The organism is Ectothiorhodospira mobilis, assembly GCF_900114895.1.
Lineage (GTDB): Bacteria > Pseudomonadota > Gammaproteobacteria > Ectothiorhodospirales > Ectothiorhodospiraceae > Ectothiorhodospira > Ectothiorhodospira mobilis_A.
In genome coordinates this window covers 33,850-50,857 of sequence record NZ_FOUO01000004.1, presented here as the reverse complement: position 1 = coordinate 50,857, position 17,008 = coordinate 33,850, and the positions used below count along the sequence as shown (strand labels likewise).

The following is a 17,008-nucleotide window of genomic DNA, read 5'->3' as shown; positions in this document are numbered from 1 at the left end:
TTTTAATAAGACTCACCGGGATTTTGTGGGAGATGCGACACCCCCGTTGCCCGCCCTGTGGCGAAGGGGACAGGCCCTCAGATCTGGCGAACGTGGATCTTCAGGGTCTGGATGCGGTAGGCGATCTGCCGCGGCGTCATGCCCAGCAGGCGGGCGGCCTTGGCCTGGACCCACCCGGCCCGCTCCAGGGCGGCGATCACCCGTTCCCGTTCGTCCAGTGAAGGGTCATCCAGATCCACCCGGGTTTCAGGCTCCTGCCGCCGCGTCAGGGGCAGGCGCTCCTCCAGGCCGGTGAGATGGATGGCATCCAGGTCGATGCTCCCCGTCTCGCTCATGATGGCGGCCCGCTCCAGGCAGTTTTCCAATTCGCGCACGTTGCCCGGCCAATCGTGGCGCATGAGGGTGCGGATGGCGCCGTCGGTGATCTCCAGGGGACGCCCCTGGGCCCGGGCCAGCTTCTCCACCAGGAACCGGGCCAGATCGGGGATGTCCTCGCTGCGGTGGCGCAGGGCCGGAATCTGGATGGGCATGACGTTCAGGCGGTAGTACAGGTCCTCGCGGAAATCCCCCCGTTCCACCGCCTCCTCCAGATGGCGATGGGTGGCGGCGATGACGCGCACGTCCACGTTCAGGGTGCGGTTGCCCCCCACCCGCTCGAACTCCCCCTCCTGCAGCACCCGCAACAGCTTCACCTGGAAGGCCGGGGAGATCTCGCCGATCTCGTCCAGGAACAGGGTGCCGCCGTCGGCCTGTTCGAAACGGCCCTTGCGCTGGGCCACGGCGCCGGTGAAGGCCCCCTTCTCGTGGCCGAAGAGCTCGCTCTCCAGCAAGTTGTCCGGCAGGGCCGCGCAGTTGAGCTTGATGAAGGGGCCGTTGGCCCGGGAGGAGTTGTAATGGATGGCGTGGGCGATGAGCTCCTTGCCGGTGCCCGTCTCCCCGCGGATGAGCACCGTGGTGTGCCATTTGGCCACCTGGCGCACCTGATCGAAGACCCGGCGCATGGCCTTGGAATGCCCGGCCACGTTGTCCAGGTGATAGCCGCCGCGCACCTCCCGGCGCAGGCGGTCGCGCTCGTCGGTGAGAGCACGGCGCTCCCGCTCCACCTCCCAGGCCCGGCGCACGCTCTGGGCCAGCAGGTTGGCCACCATCTCCAGAAAGCGGGCCCGCTCCCCCAGCAGGGCCTCGTCGGCCCGGGCGGGCTGGGCCGCCAGCACCCCCACGGGGCGCTCGTCCCCGGCGCGGATGGGCACGCCGATGAAGGGCAACTCCGGGGCATAGAGGCCGGTGCGGTCCAGGAAGCGGGGTTCGTCGGCGATGCACCGCACCACCACCGTCTCCGGCTGCGCCAGGATGGCCCCCAGGACCCCCTCGCCGGGCCGGTAGCGCACCTTCTGCAACCGCTCGGGGACCCCGTCGTGGGCGGCCCCCACCATGAGCTCGCCGCTCGCCGGGTCCAGCAGGGAGACCATGCCCCGGTGCATCCCCGAGGCCTCGTGGAGCACCCGCAGGACGCCGTCCAGGATCTCCCGCAGGCCCTGGGAGGCACTCAAGACCTGGCTCACCTGGTAGAGGGTGTCCAGATGGATGCGGCTCAGTTCGGATTGGGAATCGGCCATATCTTGCATCGCTGGGATGGGTTCACCATGGGTTCCGTGAAAAGGGATTCTGCCGGGCACAACCGGCTTCAACCGGCCGCGGTGGGCTGCACGGGGAACTGCAGGCGCACACAGCAGCCCGGCGGCGGCGCAGGGTCGATGGCGATGAGGCCGGCGTGCCGGTTCACCACCTCCTGCACCATGGGCAGGCCCATGCCCGCGCCGTCGCCGCTGCGTCCCTTGGTGCTGAAGAAGGGCTCGAAGACCCGCAGGCGCAGGGCCTCGGGGATGCCGGGACCCGTATCCCGGATCTCCACCTGCACGGCATCGTCCCGGGCGCGGGTGCGGATGTGGAGTTCGCGGCGGTCGCCGCCGGATTCCAGGGCATCCAGGGCGTTGTCCAGGAGTTGCTTGAACAGCCCCCGCAGCGGCTCCTCGTGACCCAGCACCGGGGGCAGCACCGGCGCCGGATCCCATTCCACCACCACCCCGGCCGCCAGCAGGCGGCGGGTGAACAGCCCCAGCACCTCCCGCAGCACGGCGTTCAGGTTCACCGGCGCCGCCGGCCCCTCGCGCCGCTCGGGGATGCATGCCTCCAGGGTGCCAAGGGCCCGCCGGCCGGAGTCCAGGGCATCGTTCAGGACCCGCATCAGGGCCTCATCCGGGCCGCCCTCCCGGCGCCGCTGCAGCAGCTGCACCGCGGCCTGGATCAGGTTCACCGGCTCCTGCATACGGTAGGCGGCCGCCTCCAGGGTCTCGCGCATGCCCTCCACCCGCTCGCTCTCGGCGGTGAGGGCGCGCAGGGCATGGACCCGCATCTCCTCCTCGCGCCGGCGCAGGGTGGTCACCTCCTTGGCCATCAGCAGGAGATAGTCCACCCGGCGGGGAGCGAAGAAGGCATCCGCCGCGGCGTCCTGCTCGGTGATCCAGGTGCCGGAGCAGGAGAACCAGCGCGCCCCGCGCCCGCCACCGGGGTCGACGCGCACCTCCCGGTCGCTGAATCCGCCTTCCCCCCGCATCGCCGCCAGATCCCCGGCCCCGCCCGGGCCGTGGATGCCCTCCAGCAGCAGCCGTGCCGGCTCCCGGGCGCGCAGGTCCCCGGCCAGCTTCTTGTATTCCTGGTTGTCCAGCACCACCCGCCCGCCGGTATCCAGCAGGGCGATGGCCACCGGCTCGGCATCCACCACCGACTCGATGAGGGCCTTCTGATTGCGCACCTGGTGTTCCAGGCGGTGCATCTCGGTGATGTCCCGGTGCATGCCCAGGTAGTGGGTGAGCCGGCCCCCGGCATCCAGCACCGGGGCGATGTTCAGCTCCGCCAGATAACGGCTGCCGTCCCGGCGCCGGTTCACCAGGCGCCCGCTCCAGGGCTGCAGTTGGCGCAGACGCCCCCAGAGGGTCTCGTACACCAGGGCCGGGGTGTGTTGGTCGGAGAGGATGGACTCGTTGCGGCCGATGACCTCCCCGGCGGGATACCCGGTGACCCGGGTGAAGGCCGGGTTGGCGTACAGGATCCGGGCCCGGTCATCGGTGATGGAGATGGCCATGGAGGATTGCTCCACCGCTTCGTAGAACAGCCGCGGCGGCAGGGTGCGGCCCGGGGCCTGCGGTGGGGACTCGTCCTCATCTGCGGCGCCGAAGGGGGGATCGCTGCGGGGCATGGGGCTTCACCTGAAGGGGCTCTGGGAATCCCCTTGCAAGAAACAGGCCTTTTGGGCGGGACTCCGCTACCCCTGCCATGGGGACGCGCCTCGGGGCGGGTTTGAACACCTGCCCGGGGGATGGGCGGGGCGATCCTGTGCGCTTTCCTACATCCACGCCCCCATTCCACCGCCCTGTCGTGATCCATACAGACCCACAATGCACCGCGCCGGTGCATTCCGCGGCGCATCCCCCGGGGGCAAGGGATCCGGGCCTTTGGCCACCTCCTGGCACGCAAGATGCAATTCCCCCAGCAACCCAAGGGAGGTGAAGGCGTGTCCGAATTCCTGCTGCTGTTGCTGGGGGCGGCCCTGGTGAACAACGTGGTACTGGTGCAGTTTTTGGGGCTATGCCCCTTCATGGGGGTGTCCAACCAACTGGACACCGCCCTGAGCATGGGCCTGGCCACCACCTTCGTCCTCACCCTGGCCTCGGCCGCCGGCTGGGTCCTGGAGCACGCCGTGCTGGCCCCCCTGGGGCTGGAGTTTCTGCGCATCCTCTCCTTCATCCTGGTGATCGCGGCGGTGGTGCAGTTCACCGAGATGGTGATCCGCCGCCTGAGCACGCCGCTGCACCGGGTGCTGGGGATCTTCCTGCCGCTCATCACCACCAACTGCGCCGTGCTGGGCGTGGCCCTGCTCAGCGTCCAGGAGCGCCACGGTTTCCTGCACAGCCTGGGCTTTGGCTTCGGCTCGGCCCTGGGGTTCACCCTGGTGATGGTGGTCTTCGCCGCCCTGCGGGAACGCCTGGCGGTGAGCCGGGTGCCGGCCGCCTTCGCCGGGGCGCCCATCGGCTTCATCGTCGCCGGCCTCCTGTCCCTGGGATTCCTGGGCTTTGCCGGACTCGACTTCGCCTAAGGGGAGGATCCGACCATGTATACCGCCATCCCCGTGCTCACCCTGATGGGACTCGCCCTGGGCTATGCCCTGGGCATGGCCGGGCGCTATCTGAAGGTGGAGGAGGATCCCATCACCGGGGAGATCGAGGCCCTGCTGCCGGGGACCAACTGCGGCCAGTGCGGCCTGCCCGGCTGCAGCGCCGCCGCCCAGGCCCTGGCCCAGGGCCAGGCCCCGGTGACCCTGTGCCCCCCAGGGGGACGGGAACTGGCGCGGCAGCTGGCGCAGAAGCTGGATGTCCAGGCCGATCTCTCCGCCCTGGAGGCGGACACCGGACCGGTCTTCGCCCATATCGACCCGGAGCGCTGCAACGGCTGTACCCGCTGTTTCAAGGTCTGCCCCACCGACGCCATCGTCGGCGCCAACCGCCAGATGCACGCCGTCTTCCCCGAGGCCTGCAACGGCTGCGGCCAGTGCGTGGCGGTGTGCCCGTTGCAGGGCATCACCCTGCAGCCCCCGGCCCCCAGCCTGCAGAGTTGGCGCTGGCCCCTGCCCGAGACCCATTGAGGTGACGTCCATGTGGTCCTTTCCCCGATCCCCGAGTCTCCGCGGCGGCGTACACCCGCAGCCGCGCAAGCAGGCCACCCGGCACCTGGCCATCGAGCCCCTGCCCCTGCCCCGGCGGCTCTACCTGCCGGTGCAGCAGCATATCGGCGCCCCGGCGCGGCCGCTGGTGGCCCCCGGCGACCGGGTGCTCAAGGGCCAGATGGTGGCCAGCGGCGACGGCGCCGTGTCCGCGGCGGTGCACGCCTCCACCTCCGGCCAGGTGCTGGCCATCGAGCCCCATCCGGCGCCGCATCCCAGCGGCCTGCCGGTGCTGACCCTGGTGATCGCCCCCGATGGGGACGACCGCTGGGTGGACCTGCCGGAGCCAGACCATGCCCTGAGCCTCTCCCGGGAGGAGATCGCCCGGCGGGTGGCCGCCGCCGGGGTGGTGGGCATGGGCGGGGCCACCTTCCCGGCGGCGGTGAAGCTGAACCTGGGGACCCGGCATGCCATCGACACCCTGATCCTCAACGGTTCCGAGTGCGAGCCCTATCTCAGCTGCGACGACCGCCTCATGCGCGAGCACCCGGGGGAGATCATCGACGGGGCCCGCATCCTGCGCCAGGCCCTGGGGGCCCAGCGCACCCTCATCGTCGTGGAGGACAACAAGCCCGAGGCCCTGGCGGCCCTGCGGGAGCGCCTCTACGTGGCCGATGCCATCCAGGCGGTGGCGGTGCCCACCCGCTACCCCATGGGGTCGGAGCGGCACATCATCCGGGCGGTCACGGGGCGGGAGATCCCCGCCGGCAAGCTCGGTGCCGACGTGGGGGTGATGGTGCACAACGTGGCCACCGCCCGGGCCGTGCACCGGGCCGTGCGTCATCACCAGCCGCTGGTGTCACGCATCGTTACCGTGGGCGGCGGCGCCGTCGCCCGGCCCGCCAACCTGGAGGTGCCCCTGGGGGCGCGGGTGCAGGACCTGCTGGAGCACTGCGGCGGCACCCCCACGGCCCCGGCGCGCCTGCTCATGGGCGGCCCCATGATGGGCCAGGTGATCCCCCATGCCCGGGTGCCCGTGGTCAAGGGCAGCAACGGCGTCATCGCCCTCACCGCGGCGGAGGCCCGCAGCGCCGACCCCGGCCCCTGCATTCGCTGCGGCCGCTGCGTAGCCGCCTGCCCCAGCGGCCTCACCCCCCTGGAGATGGCGGCCCGCATCCGCGCGGGGGACCTGGACGGGGCGGCGGCGCGGGGCCTGTCCGACTGCGTGGCCTGCGGCGCCTGCGCCTATGTCTGTCCCGCCCACCTGCCCCTGGTGCAGTACTTCCAGCATGCCAAAGGGGCGCTGGCGGACCGGCGCGAGCAGGGCCAGCACCAGGAGCGCATCCGCCGCCTGGCGCAACGCCGCCGGGAGCGCCAGGAGGCGGAGGCCCGGGCCAAGGCCGAGGCGGCGGCGCAGCGCAAGGCGGAGCGGGCCGCCCGGCGCCAGCGCAAGACCGCCGGCAAAGAGCACAAGACGGAGGCCTGACCCATGACCACCCCAACCCCCGTCAGCGGCCCCCACACCCATGCCCCCGGCGGTATCGCCACGGACATGACCTGGGTGGCCCTGGCCCTGGCACCGGCCACTGCCTTTGGCGTGTACCTGTTCGGCTGGCCGGCCCTGAACCTGCTGCTGGTCACCGTGACCTCGGCCCTGGCCTTCGAGGCCCTTTGCCTTAAGCTGGCCCGGCGGCCCCTGCGCCCCGCCCTCGGCGACGGCTCGGCCCTGGTCACCGGCCTGCTCCTGGCCCTGACCCTGCCCCCCTGGGCCCCCTGGTGGATCGGGATGCTGGGGGCAGGCTTCGCCCTGGTGGTGGGCAAGCATGTCTTCGGCGGCCTGGGGCAGAACCTGTTCAACCCGGCCATGCTGGCGCGGGTGGCGCTGCTCATCTCCTTTCCCCTGGAGATGACCACCTGGGTGATGCCCCAGCCCCTGTCCGGCGCCGGGGTCCCCGGTTTCCTGGAGGGGCTGGCCATCACCTTCGCCGGGGCGCCCACCCCCGATGCCCTCACCGGGGCCACGGTCCTGGGCCAGGCCCAGACCGGCCTCAGCCAGGATCTGGGGCTCTCCCAGAGCCTGGACGGGGTCTACGACCCCCTGCAGCAGACCCTGGGCTGGGTCCCCGCCAGCCTGGGGGAGGGTTCCGCCCTGCTCCTGCTGGCGGGTGGGGGGCTGCTCCTGGCCCGCCGGATCATCGGCTGGGAGATCCCCCTGGCCCTCCTGGGCACCCTGGCCCTGCTGGCCACCGCCTTCATGCTGGTGGACCCCGAGCGCCACGCCGGCCCGGGCCTGCACCTGATCTCCGGCGGGGTGCTGCTGGCGGCCTTCTTCATCGCCACGGACCCGGTCACCTCCCCCGCCACCCGCGCGGGGCGGCTGCTGTTCGGGGCCGGCTGCGGCCTTTTGGTGTTCGTCATCCGCACTTGGGGCGGATACCCCGAGGGGATCGCCTTCGCCATCCTGCTGATGAACGCCATGACCCCCCTCATCGACCACTATGTGCGCCCGCGGGCCTTCGGCCGCAACCGCCGCGGCCAACCCCTGGAGCCTGCCGTCCCGGAAACGGCGCCGGATGGTGCCGGGAGACGCCCATGACCACGCTGACCCAACCCGGCTACCGGCAACGGGTGGGCTATCACGCCACCCTGCTGGGGGGCATCGCCCTGCTGGCCAGCGCCGTGCTGGTGATCGCCGACCTGCAGACCCGGGGGCCCATCGCCCATCAGGAGGCGGCGGAATTGCGGCGCACCCTGGAACAGGTGCTGCCCCCCTCGATGCACGACAACCGCCCCGGTGAGGACGTCGTCGAGCTGGAGAGTGAAGACGGTCCTATCACCGTCTATCGCGCCCGGGAGGACGGACACATCACCGGCGTGGCCTTCCGGGTCACGGGGCAGGGCTACGCCGGCCCCATCCACCTGCTCATGGGCGTGGACCCCGAAGGCGAGGTGCTGGGGGTGCGGGTCCTGGAACACCGGGAGACCCCCGGTCTGGGGGACCGCATCGAGGTGGAACGCGACCCCTGGATCACCTCCTTCGACGGCCGCAGCCTGGGGGACCCACCCCCGGCGCAATGGGCGGTGGAGAAGGATGGCGGGGTCTTCGATCAGTTCACCGGCGCCACCATCACCCCCCGGGCCGTGGTGCAGGCCGTTGGCGACGGGTTGCGCTGGTTCGACGACCACCGCGACCGCCTGCTGCAACCGGACACGCCCCCCAACCGGCCGGTGACGGAACCGCCCGCCTCGCCCGTACGGCATCCGGGCGGCGGCAGCGGCCAGGCCGGACCCGTCTGGCAGGCCCGCGCTGCGGCCATCCACCCCCCATCGGTACGGGAGGACCTTGCATGAACCTCGCCATCCGCCCCCTGCTGCAGGACTACCGCCGCCTGTTCCGGGACGGCCTCTGGGACAACAACGTGGTCACGGGCCAGCTGCTGGCCCTGTGCCCCCTGCTGGCGGTCACCTCCACCGCCACCAATGGCCTGGGTCTGGGCCTGGCCACCACTTTCGTCCTGGTGGCCTCCGGGCTGCTGGTGTCCCTGTTTCGCGGCATCATCACCCCGGAGGTGCGCCTCCCCGTCTTCATCCTGCTCATCGCCAGCCTGGTCACCCTGGTGGACCTGGTGATGCACGCCTACCTCTACGAGATGCACAAGGCCCTGGGCCTGTTCATCCCCCTGATCGTCACCAACTGCGCCATCCTCGGCCGCGCCGAGGCCTTCGCCTCGCGCCAGCCGGTGCACCGGGCGGTGGCGGACGGACTGGCCATGGGACTGGGCTTCACCCTCATCCTGGTGTTGCTGGGGGCGGTGCGGGAGATCCCCGGCCAGGGCACCCTCTTCGCCGACGCCCGCCTGCTGCTGGGGGAGGGCTTCGCCTGGATGGAGCTGACCCTGATCCCCGACTACCGGGGCCTGCTGCTCATGATCCTGCCCCCCGGGGCCTTCCTGGCCCTGGGCTTCATCCTGGCGGGGAAACGCGTGCTGGATGCCCGCCTGGCGGCCCATACGGCCCCCGAAGGGGCGACTCCGGCCACCCCCTGAGCCGGCTCCCCGAAACACCCCCCATGCACAACCGTTCCGGGAGGGAGCATGCACATCGAGATCGCCTACAGCGGCCCCCGGGGCCAGGCCTGGATCCAGGTGGAGGTGCCGGAGGGCACCACCGCCGCGGAGGCCATCCACCGCTCCGGGTTACTGGAACGCTTCCCGGAGATGGACCTGACCACCCAGAAGATCGGCATCTTCGGCCGCTTCTGCCAACCCGATCACCCCGTACAGGAGGGCGACCGGGTGGAGATCTACCATCCGGCCCGGGCGGTGGATGAGGACGAAGACGACGAGGAGGACGACTGAAACCGCCCCGAAGCGGCCGTCCCCTTGCGGCCCTCACGGCCCATTGGACCCTGGATGCCGGCCTCGCCCGACATGGGCCGCAGACCCCGCATGCGGTATCCTCATGCAAGACCTTCGATCGCCAACGCACCGGAAGGGAAAACAGCCGCATGCAGATCGTCCTCATCGGCGCCTCGGGCGGCATCGGGGCCGCCTTCACCCGGGCCCTGGCCCAGCGGGACAGCACCACCCGCATCATCGCCACTCATCACCGCCACCCGCCCGCCTGGGACCATCCCAAGGTGCACTGGCATGCCCTGGACGCCAGCGACGAGGGGGCCGTGGCGGCCCTGGCGCAACAGACCGGGGACATCGATTGGGTGATCAACGCCGCCGGTTTCCTGCACGATGCCCAACATGGGCCGGAGAAGACCATCCGCCAGGCGGATGCGGCGTTCTTCATGAAGAACATGGAGCGCAACGCCCTCCCCACCCTGCTGCTGGCCCGGTACCTGACGCCCCGCATGCGCCACGGCCGGCCGGCGGTATTCGCCGCCGTCTCGGCACGCCTGGGGAGCATCGGCGAGAACCACATCGGCGGCTGGTACAGCTACCGCGCCTCCAAGGCCGCCCTCAACATGGTGCTCAAGACCCTCTCCATCGAACTGCGCCGCACCCATCCCCAGCTGACGGTGGCGGCCCTGCATCCGGGCACCACCGACACCCCCCTGTCCCGCCCCTTCCAGGGACGGGTTCCCGAGGGGGCCCTGTTCACGCCCCACTACAGCGTGGCCTGCATGCTGAACGTCCTGGATGGGCTGACCCCGCAGCAATCGGGAGGGTTCTGGTCCTTCGATGGCGAGGCCCTGCCATGGTGAGGCAGAAACAAAAAAACCGCGACAGGGCGCGGTTTAGGGACACGTAGGGATGGGGTGAAAAGAGTAAATGGAGGCTGGGGTCGGAATCGAACCGGCGTCCACGGCTTTGCAGGCCGCTGCATAACCACTCTGCCACCCAGCCTTGGGGGAGGCTTGTCCGGCGGCTTCGCCGCTCAAACAAAAAACCCCGGCTTCGCCGAGGTTTCAAAAGAAACTGGAGCGGGAAACGAGACTCGAACTCGCGACCCCAACCTTGGCAAGGTTGTGCTCTACCAACTGAGCTATTCCCGCGTCGTTGAATGCGTCCTATTGTACGCATCCGCTTTCGAGTGTCAACCCCTCGACGCCTCGCCGGGGATCCTGGACGATGCCGGGGGAAATCGATCAACCCATCCAGATAGAATCGTAAGTCCCACCCACGCCGCATGCAAGCATCTGCATCCACCCTGTGAAGCGGGTCAACTCCAGCCGGAGCGGTTACACGGCCATGGGGGATCTCCCGGGCCCGGAGATACCCGAATCGACTATGATGAGGAGGCACGCCATCGGCATGGGGCATGTCGTCTGCCGAGGGTGTTGCACGATCCCAACGCTTGACCGAATGGAGGCTCTCATGAAAGTGCGCAAAACGATTCCCTTGTGGCTCGCCGGCGCGGCATTGGTGGCGGTGACGGGCTGTTCGGACCCGGATCAGGGGCCCGCCGAGGAGGCGGGGGAACAGGTGGACCAGGCCGTGGAACAGGCCCGGGAGGAGTTGCAGGAGGCCGGCGAGGCCGCCGGGGAGATGACCCAGGAGGCCCGGGAGCGGGTGGAGGACATGATCGACGAGCCCGGCCCCGCGGAGGAGGCCGGAGAGACCATGGACGAGGCGGTGGAGGCCGCCAAGGAAGAGATGGAACAGGCCGCCGAGAAGGCCGAGGAGACCATGGAAGACAACTGACCGGCCCGGCCTGTCCGGATCCGCCGGACAGGCCCTCCCCCATCGCTCAACGGGACCCCGGTCCCGGTCCTGCCTGTATCTTGCTTTTCCGAGCCCAGCCCATGGACCTGATCGACCAATTGGTGGAAAGCCGCGTGCGCGAGGCCGAGCGCGACGGGGTCTTCGATGACCTGCCGGGACAGGGGCGTCCCCTGGAACTGGAGGACGACACCATGGTGCCGGAGGCGTTGCGGGCCGCCTACCGGCTGCTGCGCAACAGCGGCTTCGTGCCTGAGGAGGTACGCCTGCGCCGGGAGATCCGTGAGGCGGAGGATCTGTTGCGGGCCTGCGAGGACGAGACCCTGCGGCGGCAACAGGCCCATCGCCTGCGCCTGCTGCTGGACCGGCTCGGGCAGCAGCGCGGCGTGACCCCGACCCTGGCGGCGGAGTATCTGGACCGGGTCCGCCAGCGCATGGATGGTTCCGACGAATGAGATCGCCGCAGATGACGGCATGGTTTACAATGTGATCCAGTTCTCATGAGCCCGCCCCCCAGTCCAGCCACTCCGGGAGCATGCCTTGGTCGAAATCACCCGGCCCCTGAACCTCGACACCCGGCAGGAAGCCCTGGTGGACATGCACAGCTTCCTGAATGTGCTCAATGTGCTCGCCTCGGAGATGGACCTGATGGACTATGCCCTGGGCGGATCAACGGCCCTGCAGGAGGCCCTCTCCCTGGTGCATGACATGGCCCGGGGGCTGGGGGATGCCGAACAGGTACATGTCTGGCTCGCCGATCCCGGGGGGCTGCGGGCGCGGATCCTGCGGGGAGTGGAGGCAGCCGCGACGGATGCCCCGCCCACGCTGGAACTGCAGGAATCCGTGGAGAACATCCAATCCATCCTGGAGGTGTTCGAGGTGCGCGCCCGGGAACTGGCGGCGCGCCAAAGCCGTGCCCTGGCCTGGACCTGGTTCCCCCTGGAGGAACTGGAGACGCGCTTCATCCACCTGTTCCAGGCCATCGAGCGCAACAGCAAGGGGCGCTTTCGCATCATCCGCAACATCGCCGATCAGGAGCCCCGGGACTACCTGGTGAAGCTGGACCTGAGCAGCGTGGACGGGGATCGCATCCGCATGCCTGCCGTGTTCCAGGACGTGATCCGCGATCTGTTGGCCAACGCCCGCAAGTACACCCCGCCCGGCGGGCGCATTCTGGCCGGCCTCAGGGACTCCGGGGAGGAGATCCGGTTCGTGGTGGAGGATTCAGGCATGGGCATCCCCGAGCACCAGATCCAGGACGTGGTGGAGTTCGGCTTCCGGGCGGACAACGCGCGTGACCGCCGCACCCAGGGGGGCGGCTTCGGCCTCACCAAGGCCTACTGGGTCACACGCAAGTGCGGCGGGCGCATGTGGATCGACTCCGCCGAGGGGCTGGGTACCCGCATCCGCATCCACCTGCCCCGGCCCAGGGCGGCCTGAACCGCCCGATCCCCCTCAGCGGTTCACGTCCACCACGGTGCGGCCCCGCACCTGCCCCGCCAGGATGCGCTCCGCCAGGGGGATCACCTGCGCCAGGGCCACCTCCGTGGTCACCGCCTCCAGTTTGTCCGGATCCAGTTCCCGGGCCAGGCGGCGCCAGGCCGTCTCCCGGCGCTCCAGGGGGGCCTGCACGCTATCCACCCCCAGCAGGCTCACCCCCCGCAGGATGAAGGGGGCCACGGTGGTGGGCAGATCCATGCCCTGGGCCAGACCGCAGGCGGCGACGCTGCCGCCGTAGCGGGTGGTGGCCAGGACATGGGCCAGGGTATGACTGCCCACGGTGTCCACCGCGCCCGCCCAGCGGGCCTTGCCCAGGGGTTTCACGGGGGGTTCGGCCAGGGCGGCGCGGTCCATCACCTCGGCCGCCCCCAGGGCCTTGAGGTGGTCCGCCTCCGCCATGCGCCCGGTGGAGGCCACCACCGTATAGCCCCGGCCCGCCAGCAGCGCTACCGCCAGACTGCCCACGCCGCCGCTGGCGCCGGTCACCAGGACCTCCCCCTGGGCCGGATCCAGACCCTTCTCCTCCAGGGCCATGACACAGAGCATGGCGGTGTAGCCGGCGGTGCCAATGGCCATGGCCTGGCGCGGGGTAAAGGCCTCCGGCAGGGGCACCAGCCAGTCCCCCCGCAGGCGCGCCTTCTGCGCCAGACCGCCGGGGTGGTCCTCCCCCACCCCCCAACCGTTGAGGATCACCCGGTCCCCCGGCCGCCAGCGGGGATGCTCGCTGGCCTCCACGGTACCGGCCAGGTCCACCCCCGGCACCATGGGATAGCGGCGCACCACGGGGGCGCGGCCGGTGATGGCCAGTCCGTCCTTGTAGTTCAGGGTGGAGTAGTCCACGCGCACGGTGACATCCCCGGGGGGCAGGCCCTCCTCGTCCAGCTCCTGCACCCGGGCCTGCACGCCCGCGTCCGTCTTGTCGAGTACGATGGCTCGGTACATGGGGATCTCCCGGTGATGGGATGGTCTCAGGGGCGCGGTCCACCGTCGAGGCAAGGGGCCTGTGCCGGATGGTCGTCCCGCAGCCGTGTCTCCAGGTGGGTCAACACCCGGCCCAGGGCGCGGGAGAGTCCCGCCGCCAGGGTGCGCGCGCGGTCATCCTCCAGGGGGACCCGCGCCTTGAACTCCAGCGGCCTCACCGCGCGTTCACGGGCGCAGGGACGCAGATCGCCGACAAAGACCTGCAGCCCCGCCACGGCCTCGGGCCGCGCCGGATCGGCAAAATCACCATACAGGTCCGTGACCACCAGATCCAGGCGGAAGTCCGCCTGGCGCAGGAGGCTGCGGGGCAGCACGGCGGCGAAGACGCCGCCCCGGCGCAGCCAGTCCCCGGTGGCGGTATCCACCTGGTCGCGCACCGGGGTGAACCATTCATGGTAGAAATCGGACCGGTAGCGCCCCTGCCCCAGGCGCCGCACCAGGCCCCGGCCGGAGAACGCGGGGGCCACCCGCACGCCGGCGATCACCGCCTGGCCCGTGCCCGGCCCCTGTTCGGCCCCGGCCGGGCGATGGGGCTCCAGGAGATAGCTGGACTTCACCGGGGCGTCCCGCTGGGGGGCCACGGAGCAGCCCGCCAGCAGCAACGCCAGGGCAAGGCCCAACCACAGGGTGGCGGGGTTCCAGGGGGGATTCATCGTGCAGGCTCCCGGGGGTCGGGTTCACGGCTCCAGATCATACCGGGATGTCGCCGCAGGTCCTCGGTAAAGGCGCGGAGCTCATCGGTGATCCTGCGCAGGTTGTCCAGGGTCACGGCCACGTCCTCCTCCTGGGCGGCCATGAGGGCGTCGGTACGCCCCAGGGTGCGTTCCAGGGTCTCCAGGGTGGACGCCATGTCCGCCACGGCATCCTGCAACTGCGGATCCTCGCTGAATTCGCGCAGATTATGGGCGGCCACCCCCAGATCCTCCGGGATACGGGCCAGTTCTGGGGAATCGGCCAGGGACTGCACCCGGATCAGCAGTTGATCCAGGCGCCCCAGGGTGTCCCCCAGCTGACGCCCCAGATCCTGATCGTCCAGTTCCTCGGCCATGGTGTTGAGATGCACCAGGAACTCGTCGAAGTGGGTGAGGATGGACTCCACATCCAGCCGGTTCACCCGGCGCATGATGTTGTCGGCATATTGCAGGAACTGGGTCATGGTACTGGGGGCCGAGGGCACGTAGATATGCTCCGGTTCCCAGGAGACCCGGATGGGTTCCGCCCCCTTCGCGTCCAGGTAGTCCAGTTCCAGGAAGTTCATCCCCGTCACCCCCTGGGCCGTCATGCGCACCCGCAGCCCCCGCTCCACGAACCGCTCCAGCCCCTCCCCCGCCGGCGTCTCCGGGGTGCTGAGCAGGTCCGGCCGCAGCCAGGCCCGCACCATGACGTAGTGGTCCCGTTCGGCCACCGGCCGATCCTGCTGATAGTGGGCATAGGTGAAGGTGATCTCGCTCACCTCGCCGATGGTCACCCCCCGCAGCTTCACCGGGGACCCCACCTCCAGGCCCTGGACCGATTCATCGAAGTAGGTCTCCATCATCATCTTGGGCTGGAACAGGGCGCCGATGCCCAGCACCAGCAAAAGGGCCACCCCCGCGCTCACGGTGGCGACGATGAAGAGTCCCAGGCGGAAATATCCGGCGCGTGTGCTCAAGCGGCCTCCGTGGCTTCGCGGTTGAAGAATCGCCGCACCCAGGGGTGTTCGGCGTGGTCCCGCAACTGCACGGGCGGTCCCTGGGCGATGATACCCCGGCTCTCCCGGTCCAGCATGATCACCCGGTCGGCGATGGCGAAGATGCTGGGCAGTTCGTGGGTCACCACCACGAAGGTCATCCCCAGGATGTCCTTCAGGCGCAGGATCAGCCGGTCCAGATCCGCCGAGGTGACGGGATCGAGACCGGCGGAGGGCTCGTCCAGGAAGAGGATGCCCGGGTCCAGGGCCATGGCCCGGGCGATGGCGGCGCGCTTTTGCATGCCGCCGGAGATCTCGGCGGGCATGTGGTGTTCGAACCCGGCCAGGCCCACCAGTTGCAGATTGAGGCGCGCCACCAGGTCCATGGCCTCCCGGGACAGTCGGGTGTAGGCCTCCAGGGGCAGACGCACGTTCTCCAGCAGGGTCATGGAGCCGAACAGGGCACCGGACTGGTACGTCACGCCGAAACGCCGCAGGATACGCCGGCGCGCCGCCCCCTCGCTGCCGGTGAGGACCTCGCCGCCGATGCGCACCTCTCCGGCCATGGGCTCGTACAGTCCGATCATATGCTTGAGCAGGGTGCTCTTGCCGCTGCCGGAACCGCCGAGGAGGACGAACACCTCCCCGGCCTGGACCTGAAAGTTCAGCCGCTCCAGCAGCGGCCGGCCGCCGAAGCCCAGGGTCAGATCCCGCACCTGGATCACCGGGTCATTCTTGGACGGGTCCACGGGCATTCAGATCCCCAGGTGGAAATAGATCACGGCGAACAGGCCATCCACGGCGACGATGAGCACGATGGCGCTCACCACCGCCCGGGTGGTGGACTCCCCCACGGCGGCGGCACCGGTGCGGGTCTGCAGGCCCCGCAGGCAGCCCACCCCGGCCACCAGCAATCCGAAGACGACGGCCTTCACCAGTCCGCCCGCCAGATCGGTGAGGCTCACCGATTGGGACACCTGGTTCACGAAGGTGACCAGGGGGATATCGAAGGTGAGCAGCACCAGGGCCGCCCCCGCCAGCCCCACCAGGTCGGCGAACAGGGTGAGCAGGGGAGTGACCAGCACCGCCGCCAGGATACGGGTCACCACCAGAAAGCGCAGCGGGTCCAGGCCCATGGTGGTGAGGGCGTCCAGCTCCTCGTTCACCTTCATGGTGCCGATCTCGGCGGCGAAGGCCGAGGCGGAACGGCCCGCCAGCAGGATGGCGGTCATCAGGGGCCCCAGCTCCCGCAGCAGGGACAGGGCCACCAGGTTGGCCACGAAGATCTCGGCGCCGAACTGCTTCATGGCCACCGCCGACTGGAAGGCCAGGATCACCCCCAAAAGCAGGGCGATGAGGCCGACGATGGGCAGGGCGTCGGCCCCGGCGCGGCGGGCGATCAGGATGGCATCGGCCCAGCGCACCTGGCGCGGATGCAGCAGGGCGTGCACCAGGGCCGCCGTGGTCTCGCCGATGAAGGCCACCTGGGCGTGCAGCCCCTGCCCCAGCCCCTGGATGGCCTCTCCCAGGCGCCGCCCCACCCCCTGGCGCGGGGCCCGGGGCGGAGGCGGCGCGGCCAGGGCAGCCGCATCGAAGGGAGCCAGCAGACGCTGCACCTTATCGGGGACGTTCACCAGGGTCACGGGGGCGGTGCGCGGGCGGCGCAGCAGATCCAGGATCAGGGCCACGCCGGCCCCGTCGCAGTAGGTGACCCCCTCCGCATCCAGTTGCAGCGGGGTCTGCCCATGGTCCTCCAGCACCTGCAGGGCCCGGGGCCAGAGATCGGCCACGGTGTAGGCATCCAGGCGCCCGCCCAGGCGCAGGGTGCAGCCCCCCTCCCCGGTGGCCGCCGTTTCCAGATACCCCTCCTGTTGCTGCAACGTGCGTCTCCTCTCGCGGCGCCCACGCGGGCATTGAAGCCGCAGGGATAGCTTGCCAGACTGGGACACACTTCAACAGCCGGGGCGG

At 70.2% G+C, this 17,008-nt stretch carries 18 protein-coding genes and 2 tRNA genes; 11 read left to right on the top strand and 9 right to left on the bottom strand.

Annotated features, from left to right (window positions below; translation table 11 throughout):
* Positions 1-77: 77 nt before the first annotated feature.
* Positions 78-1,616, bottom strand: a complete 1,539-nt coding sequence (nifA, locus tag BM214_RS04240) for a nif-specific transcriptional activator NifA (RefSeq protein WP_244887839.1) — start codon at positions 1,614-1,616, stop codon at positions 78-80.
* 68 nt (positions 1,617-1,684) lie between these two features.
* Positions 1,685-3,256 carry a nitrogen fixation negative regulator NifL gene (nifL, locus tag BM214_RS04235; RefSeq protein WP_090483969.1) on the bottom strand — a complete coding sequence of 524 codons (1,572 nt, stop codon included), beginning with the start codon at positions 3,254-3,256 and terminating at the stop codon, positions 1,685-1,687.
* Between the two features lie 315 nt (positions 3,257-3,571).
* Here nifL and rsxA point away from each other — a divergent pair, with 315 nt between their 5' ends.
* The 8 genes from rsxA to BM214_RS04195 all read left to right on the top strand — a co-directional run bounded on the left by rsxA (position 3,572) and on the right by BM214_RS04195 (position 9,932).
* Complete coding sequence (gene rsxA, locus BM214_RS04230; protein ID WP_090484113.1) at positions 3,572-4,153, top strand: electron transport complex subunit RsxA; 582 nt, start codon at positions 3,572-3,574, stop codon at positions 4,151-4,153.
* Between the two features lie 15 nt (positions 4,154-4,168).
* Positions 4,169-4,699, top strand: a complete 531-nt coding sequence (locus BM214_RS04225; protein WP_090483968.1) for an RnfABCDGE type electron transport complex subunit B — start codon at positions 4,169-4,171, stop codon at positions 4,697-4,699.
* 10 nt (positions 4,700-4,709) lie between these two features.
* Positions 4,710-6,203, top strand: coding sequence for an electron transport complex subunit RsxC (gene rsxC, locus BM214_RS04220; protein ID WP_090483967.1), 1,494 nt, complete (start codon positions 4,710-4,712; stop codon positions 6,201-6,203).
* Positions 6,204-6,206: 3 nt separating this feature from the next.
* Entirely contained in the window at positions 6,207-7,313 is a 1,107-nt protein-coding gene (locus BM214_RS04215) for an RnfABCDGE type electron transport complex subunit D (RefSeq protein ID WP_090483966.1), read from the top strand.
* On the top strand, positions 7,310-8,068 hold the full coding sequence (gene rsxG, locus BM214_RS04210) for an electron transport complex subunit RsxG (protein ID WP_090483965.1): 759 nt from the start codon (positions 7,310-7,312) through the stop codon (positions 8,066-8,068). The genes BM214_RS04215 and rsxG overlap by 4 nt, the downstream gene beginning before the upstream one ends.
* Positions 8,065-8,763 (top strand): electron transport complex subunit E, encoded by a 699-nt coding sequence (locus BM214_RS04205; protein ID WP_090483964.1) that lies wholly within the window; start codon positions 8,065-8,067, stop codon positions 8,761-8,763. The genes rsxG and BM214_RS04205 overlap by 4 nt, the downstream gene beginning before the upstream one ends.
* A 48-nt stretch (positions 8,764-8,811) precedes the next feature.
* The gene (locus BM214_RS04200) at positions 8,812-9,075 is read left to right on the top strand and encodes an RnfH family protein (protein WP_090483963.1); all 264 of its coding nucleotides are present in this window, start codon (positions 8,812-8,814) and stop codon (positions 9,073-9,075) included.
* 149 nt (positions 9,076-9,224) lie between these two features.
* Entirely contained in the window at positions 9,225-9,932 is a 708-nt protein-coding gene (locus BM214_RS04195; RefSeq protein WP_090483962.1) for an SDR family NAD(P)-dependent oxidoreductase, read from the top strand.
* 68 nt (positions 9,933-10,000) lie between these two features.
* Here the strand turns inward: BM214_RS04195 and BM214_RS04190 are convergent.
* Both BM214_RS04190 and BM214_RS04185 read right to left on the bottom strand, forming a co-directional pair.
* Positions 10,001-10,074, bottom strand: a tRNA-Cys gene (locus BM214_RS04190).
* A 73-nt stretch (positions 10,075-10,147) separates the two neighbouring features.
* Positions 10,148-10,223, bottom strand: a tRNA-Gly gene (locus tag BM214_RS04185).
* Between the two features lie 322 nt (positions 10,224-10,545).
* Between BM214_RS04185 and BM214_RS04180 the strand changes: the two genes are divergently transcribed.
* From BM214_RS04180 to BM214_RS04170, 3 genes are all read left to right on the top strand, one after another.
* Positions 10,546-10,872, top strand: coding sequence for a F0F1 ATP synthase subunit B family protein (locus BM214_RS04180; RefSeq protein WP_090483961.1), 327 nt, complete (start codon positions 10,546-10,548; stop codon positions 10,870-10,872).
* A 101-nt stretch (positions 10,873-10,973) separates the two neighbouring features.
* Entirely contained in the window at positions 10,974-11,345 is a 372-nt protein-coding gene (locus BM214_RS04175; protein ID WP_090483960.1) for a DnaJ family domain-containing protein, read from the top strand.
* Between the two features lie 85 nt (positions 11,346-11,430).
* Positions 11,431-12,330 carry an ATP-binding protein gene (locus tag BM214_RS04170; protein ID WP_090483959.1) on the top strand — a complete coding sequence of 300 codons (900 nt, stop codon included), beginning with the start codon at positions 11,431-11,433 and terminating at the stop codon, positions 12,328-12,330.
* Between the two features lie 15 nt (positions 12,331-12,345).
* On the opposite strand, the gene acuI is transcribed toward BM214_RS04170, so the two are convergent.
* From acuI to BM214_RS04145, 5 genes are read right to left on the bottom strand one after another with little or no spacing between them, the layout of a single operon-like run.
* Entirely contained in the window at positions 12,346-13,332 is a 987-nt protein-coding gene (gene acuI, locus BM214_RS04165) for an acrylyl-CoA reductase (NADPH) (protein ID WP_090483958.1), read from the bottom strand.
* A 26-nt stretch (positions 13,333-13,358) separates the two neighbouring features.
* Positions 13,359-14,024, bottom strand: a complete 666-nt coding sequence (locus BM214_RS04160) for a PqiC family protein (protein ID WP_090483957.1) — start codon at positions 14,022-14,024, stop codon at positions 13,359-13,361.
* Entirely contained in the window at positions 14,021-15,022 is a 1,002-nt protein-coding gene (locus BM214_RS04155) for an MlaD family protein (RefSeq protein WP_090483956.1), read from the bottom strand. The genes BM214_RS04160 and BM214_RS04155 overlap by 4 nt, the downstream gene beginning before the upstream one ends.
* Positions 15,019-15,795, bottom strand: a complete 777-nt coding sequence (locus tag BM214_RS04150; protein WP_090483955.1) for an ABC transporter ATP-binding protein — start codon at positions 15,793-15,795, stop codon at positions 15,019-15,021. Before BM214_RS04150 ends, BM214_RS04155 begins: the two co-directional genes overlap by 4 nt.
* On the bottom strand, positions 15,796-16,920 hold the full coding sequence (locus BM214_RS04145; protein WP_090483954.1) for an ABC transporter permease: 1,125 nt from the start codon (positions 16,918-16,920) through the stop codon (positions 15,796-15,798). It lies immediately after the preceding gene.
* Between the last annotated feature and the right edge of the window lie 88 nt (positions 16,921-17,008).

What these genes read in the sequence shown, in the direction of transcription:
- nifA (WP_244887839.1), bottom strand. Translation starts at nt 1,616, where the DNA reads ATGGCCGATTCCCAATCCGAACTGAGCCGCATCCATCTGGACACCCTC.
- nifL (WP_090483969.1), bottom strand. Translation starts at nt 3,256, where the DNA reads ATGCCCCGCAGCGATCCCCCCTTCGGCGCCGCAGATGAGGACGAGTCC.
- BM214_RS04225 (WP_090483968.1), top strand. Translation starts at nt 4,169, where the DNA reads ATGTATACCGCCATCCCCGTGCTCACCCTGATGGGACTCGCCCTGGGC.
- rsxC (WP_090483967.1), top strand. Translation starts at nt 4,710, where the DNA reads ATGTGGTCCTTTCCCCGATCCCCGAGTCTCCGCGGCGGCGTACACCCG.
- BM214_RS04215 (WP_090483966.1), top strand. Translation starts at nt 6,207, where the DNA reads ATGACCACCCCAACCCCCGTCAGCGGCCCCCACACCCATGCCCCCGGC.
- rsxG (WP_090483965.1), top strand. Translation starts at nt 7,310, where the DNA reads ATGACCACGCTGACCCAACCCGGCTACCGGCAACGGGTGGGCTATCAC.
- BM214_RS04205 (WP_090483964.1), top strand. Translation starts at nt 8,065, where the DNA reads ATGAACCTCGCCATCCGCCCCCTGCTGCAGGACTACCGCCGCCTGTTC.
- BM214_RS04200 (WP_090483963.1), top strand. Translation starts at nt 8,812, where the DNA reads ATGCACATCGAGATCGCCTACAGCGGCCCCCGGGGCCAGGCCTGGATC.
- BM214_RS04195 (WP_090483962.1), top strand. Translation starts at nt 9,225, where the DNA reads ATGCAGATCGTCCTCATCGGCGCCTCGGGCGGCATCGGGGCCGCCTTC.
- BM214_RS04180 (WP_090483961.1), top strand. Translation starts at nt 10,546, where the DNA reads ATGAAAGTGCGCAAAACGATTCCCTTGTGGCTCGCCGGCGCGGCATTG.
- BM214_RS04175 (WP_090483960.1), top strand. Translation starts at nt 10,974, where the DNA reads ATGGACCTGATCGACCAATTGGTGGAAAGCCGCGTGCGCGAGGCCGAG.
- acuI (WP_090483958.1), bottom strand. Translation starts at nt 13,332, where the DNA reads ATGTACCGAGCCATCGTACTCGACAAGACGGACGCGGGCGTGCAGGCC.
- BM214_RS04160 (WP_090483957.1), bottom strand. Translation starts at nt 14,024, where the DNA reads ATGAATCCCCCCTGGAACCCCGCCACCCTGTGGTTGGGCCTTGCCCTG.
- BM214_RS04150 (WP_090483955.1), bottom strand. Translation starts at nt 15,795, where the DNA reads ATGCCCGTGGACCCGTCCAAGAATGACCCGGTGATCCAGGTGCGGGAT.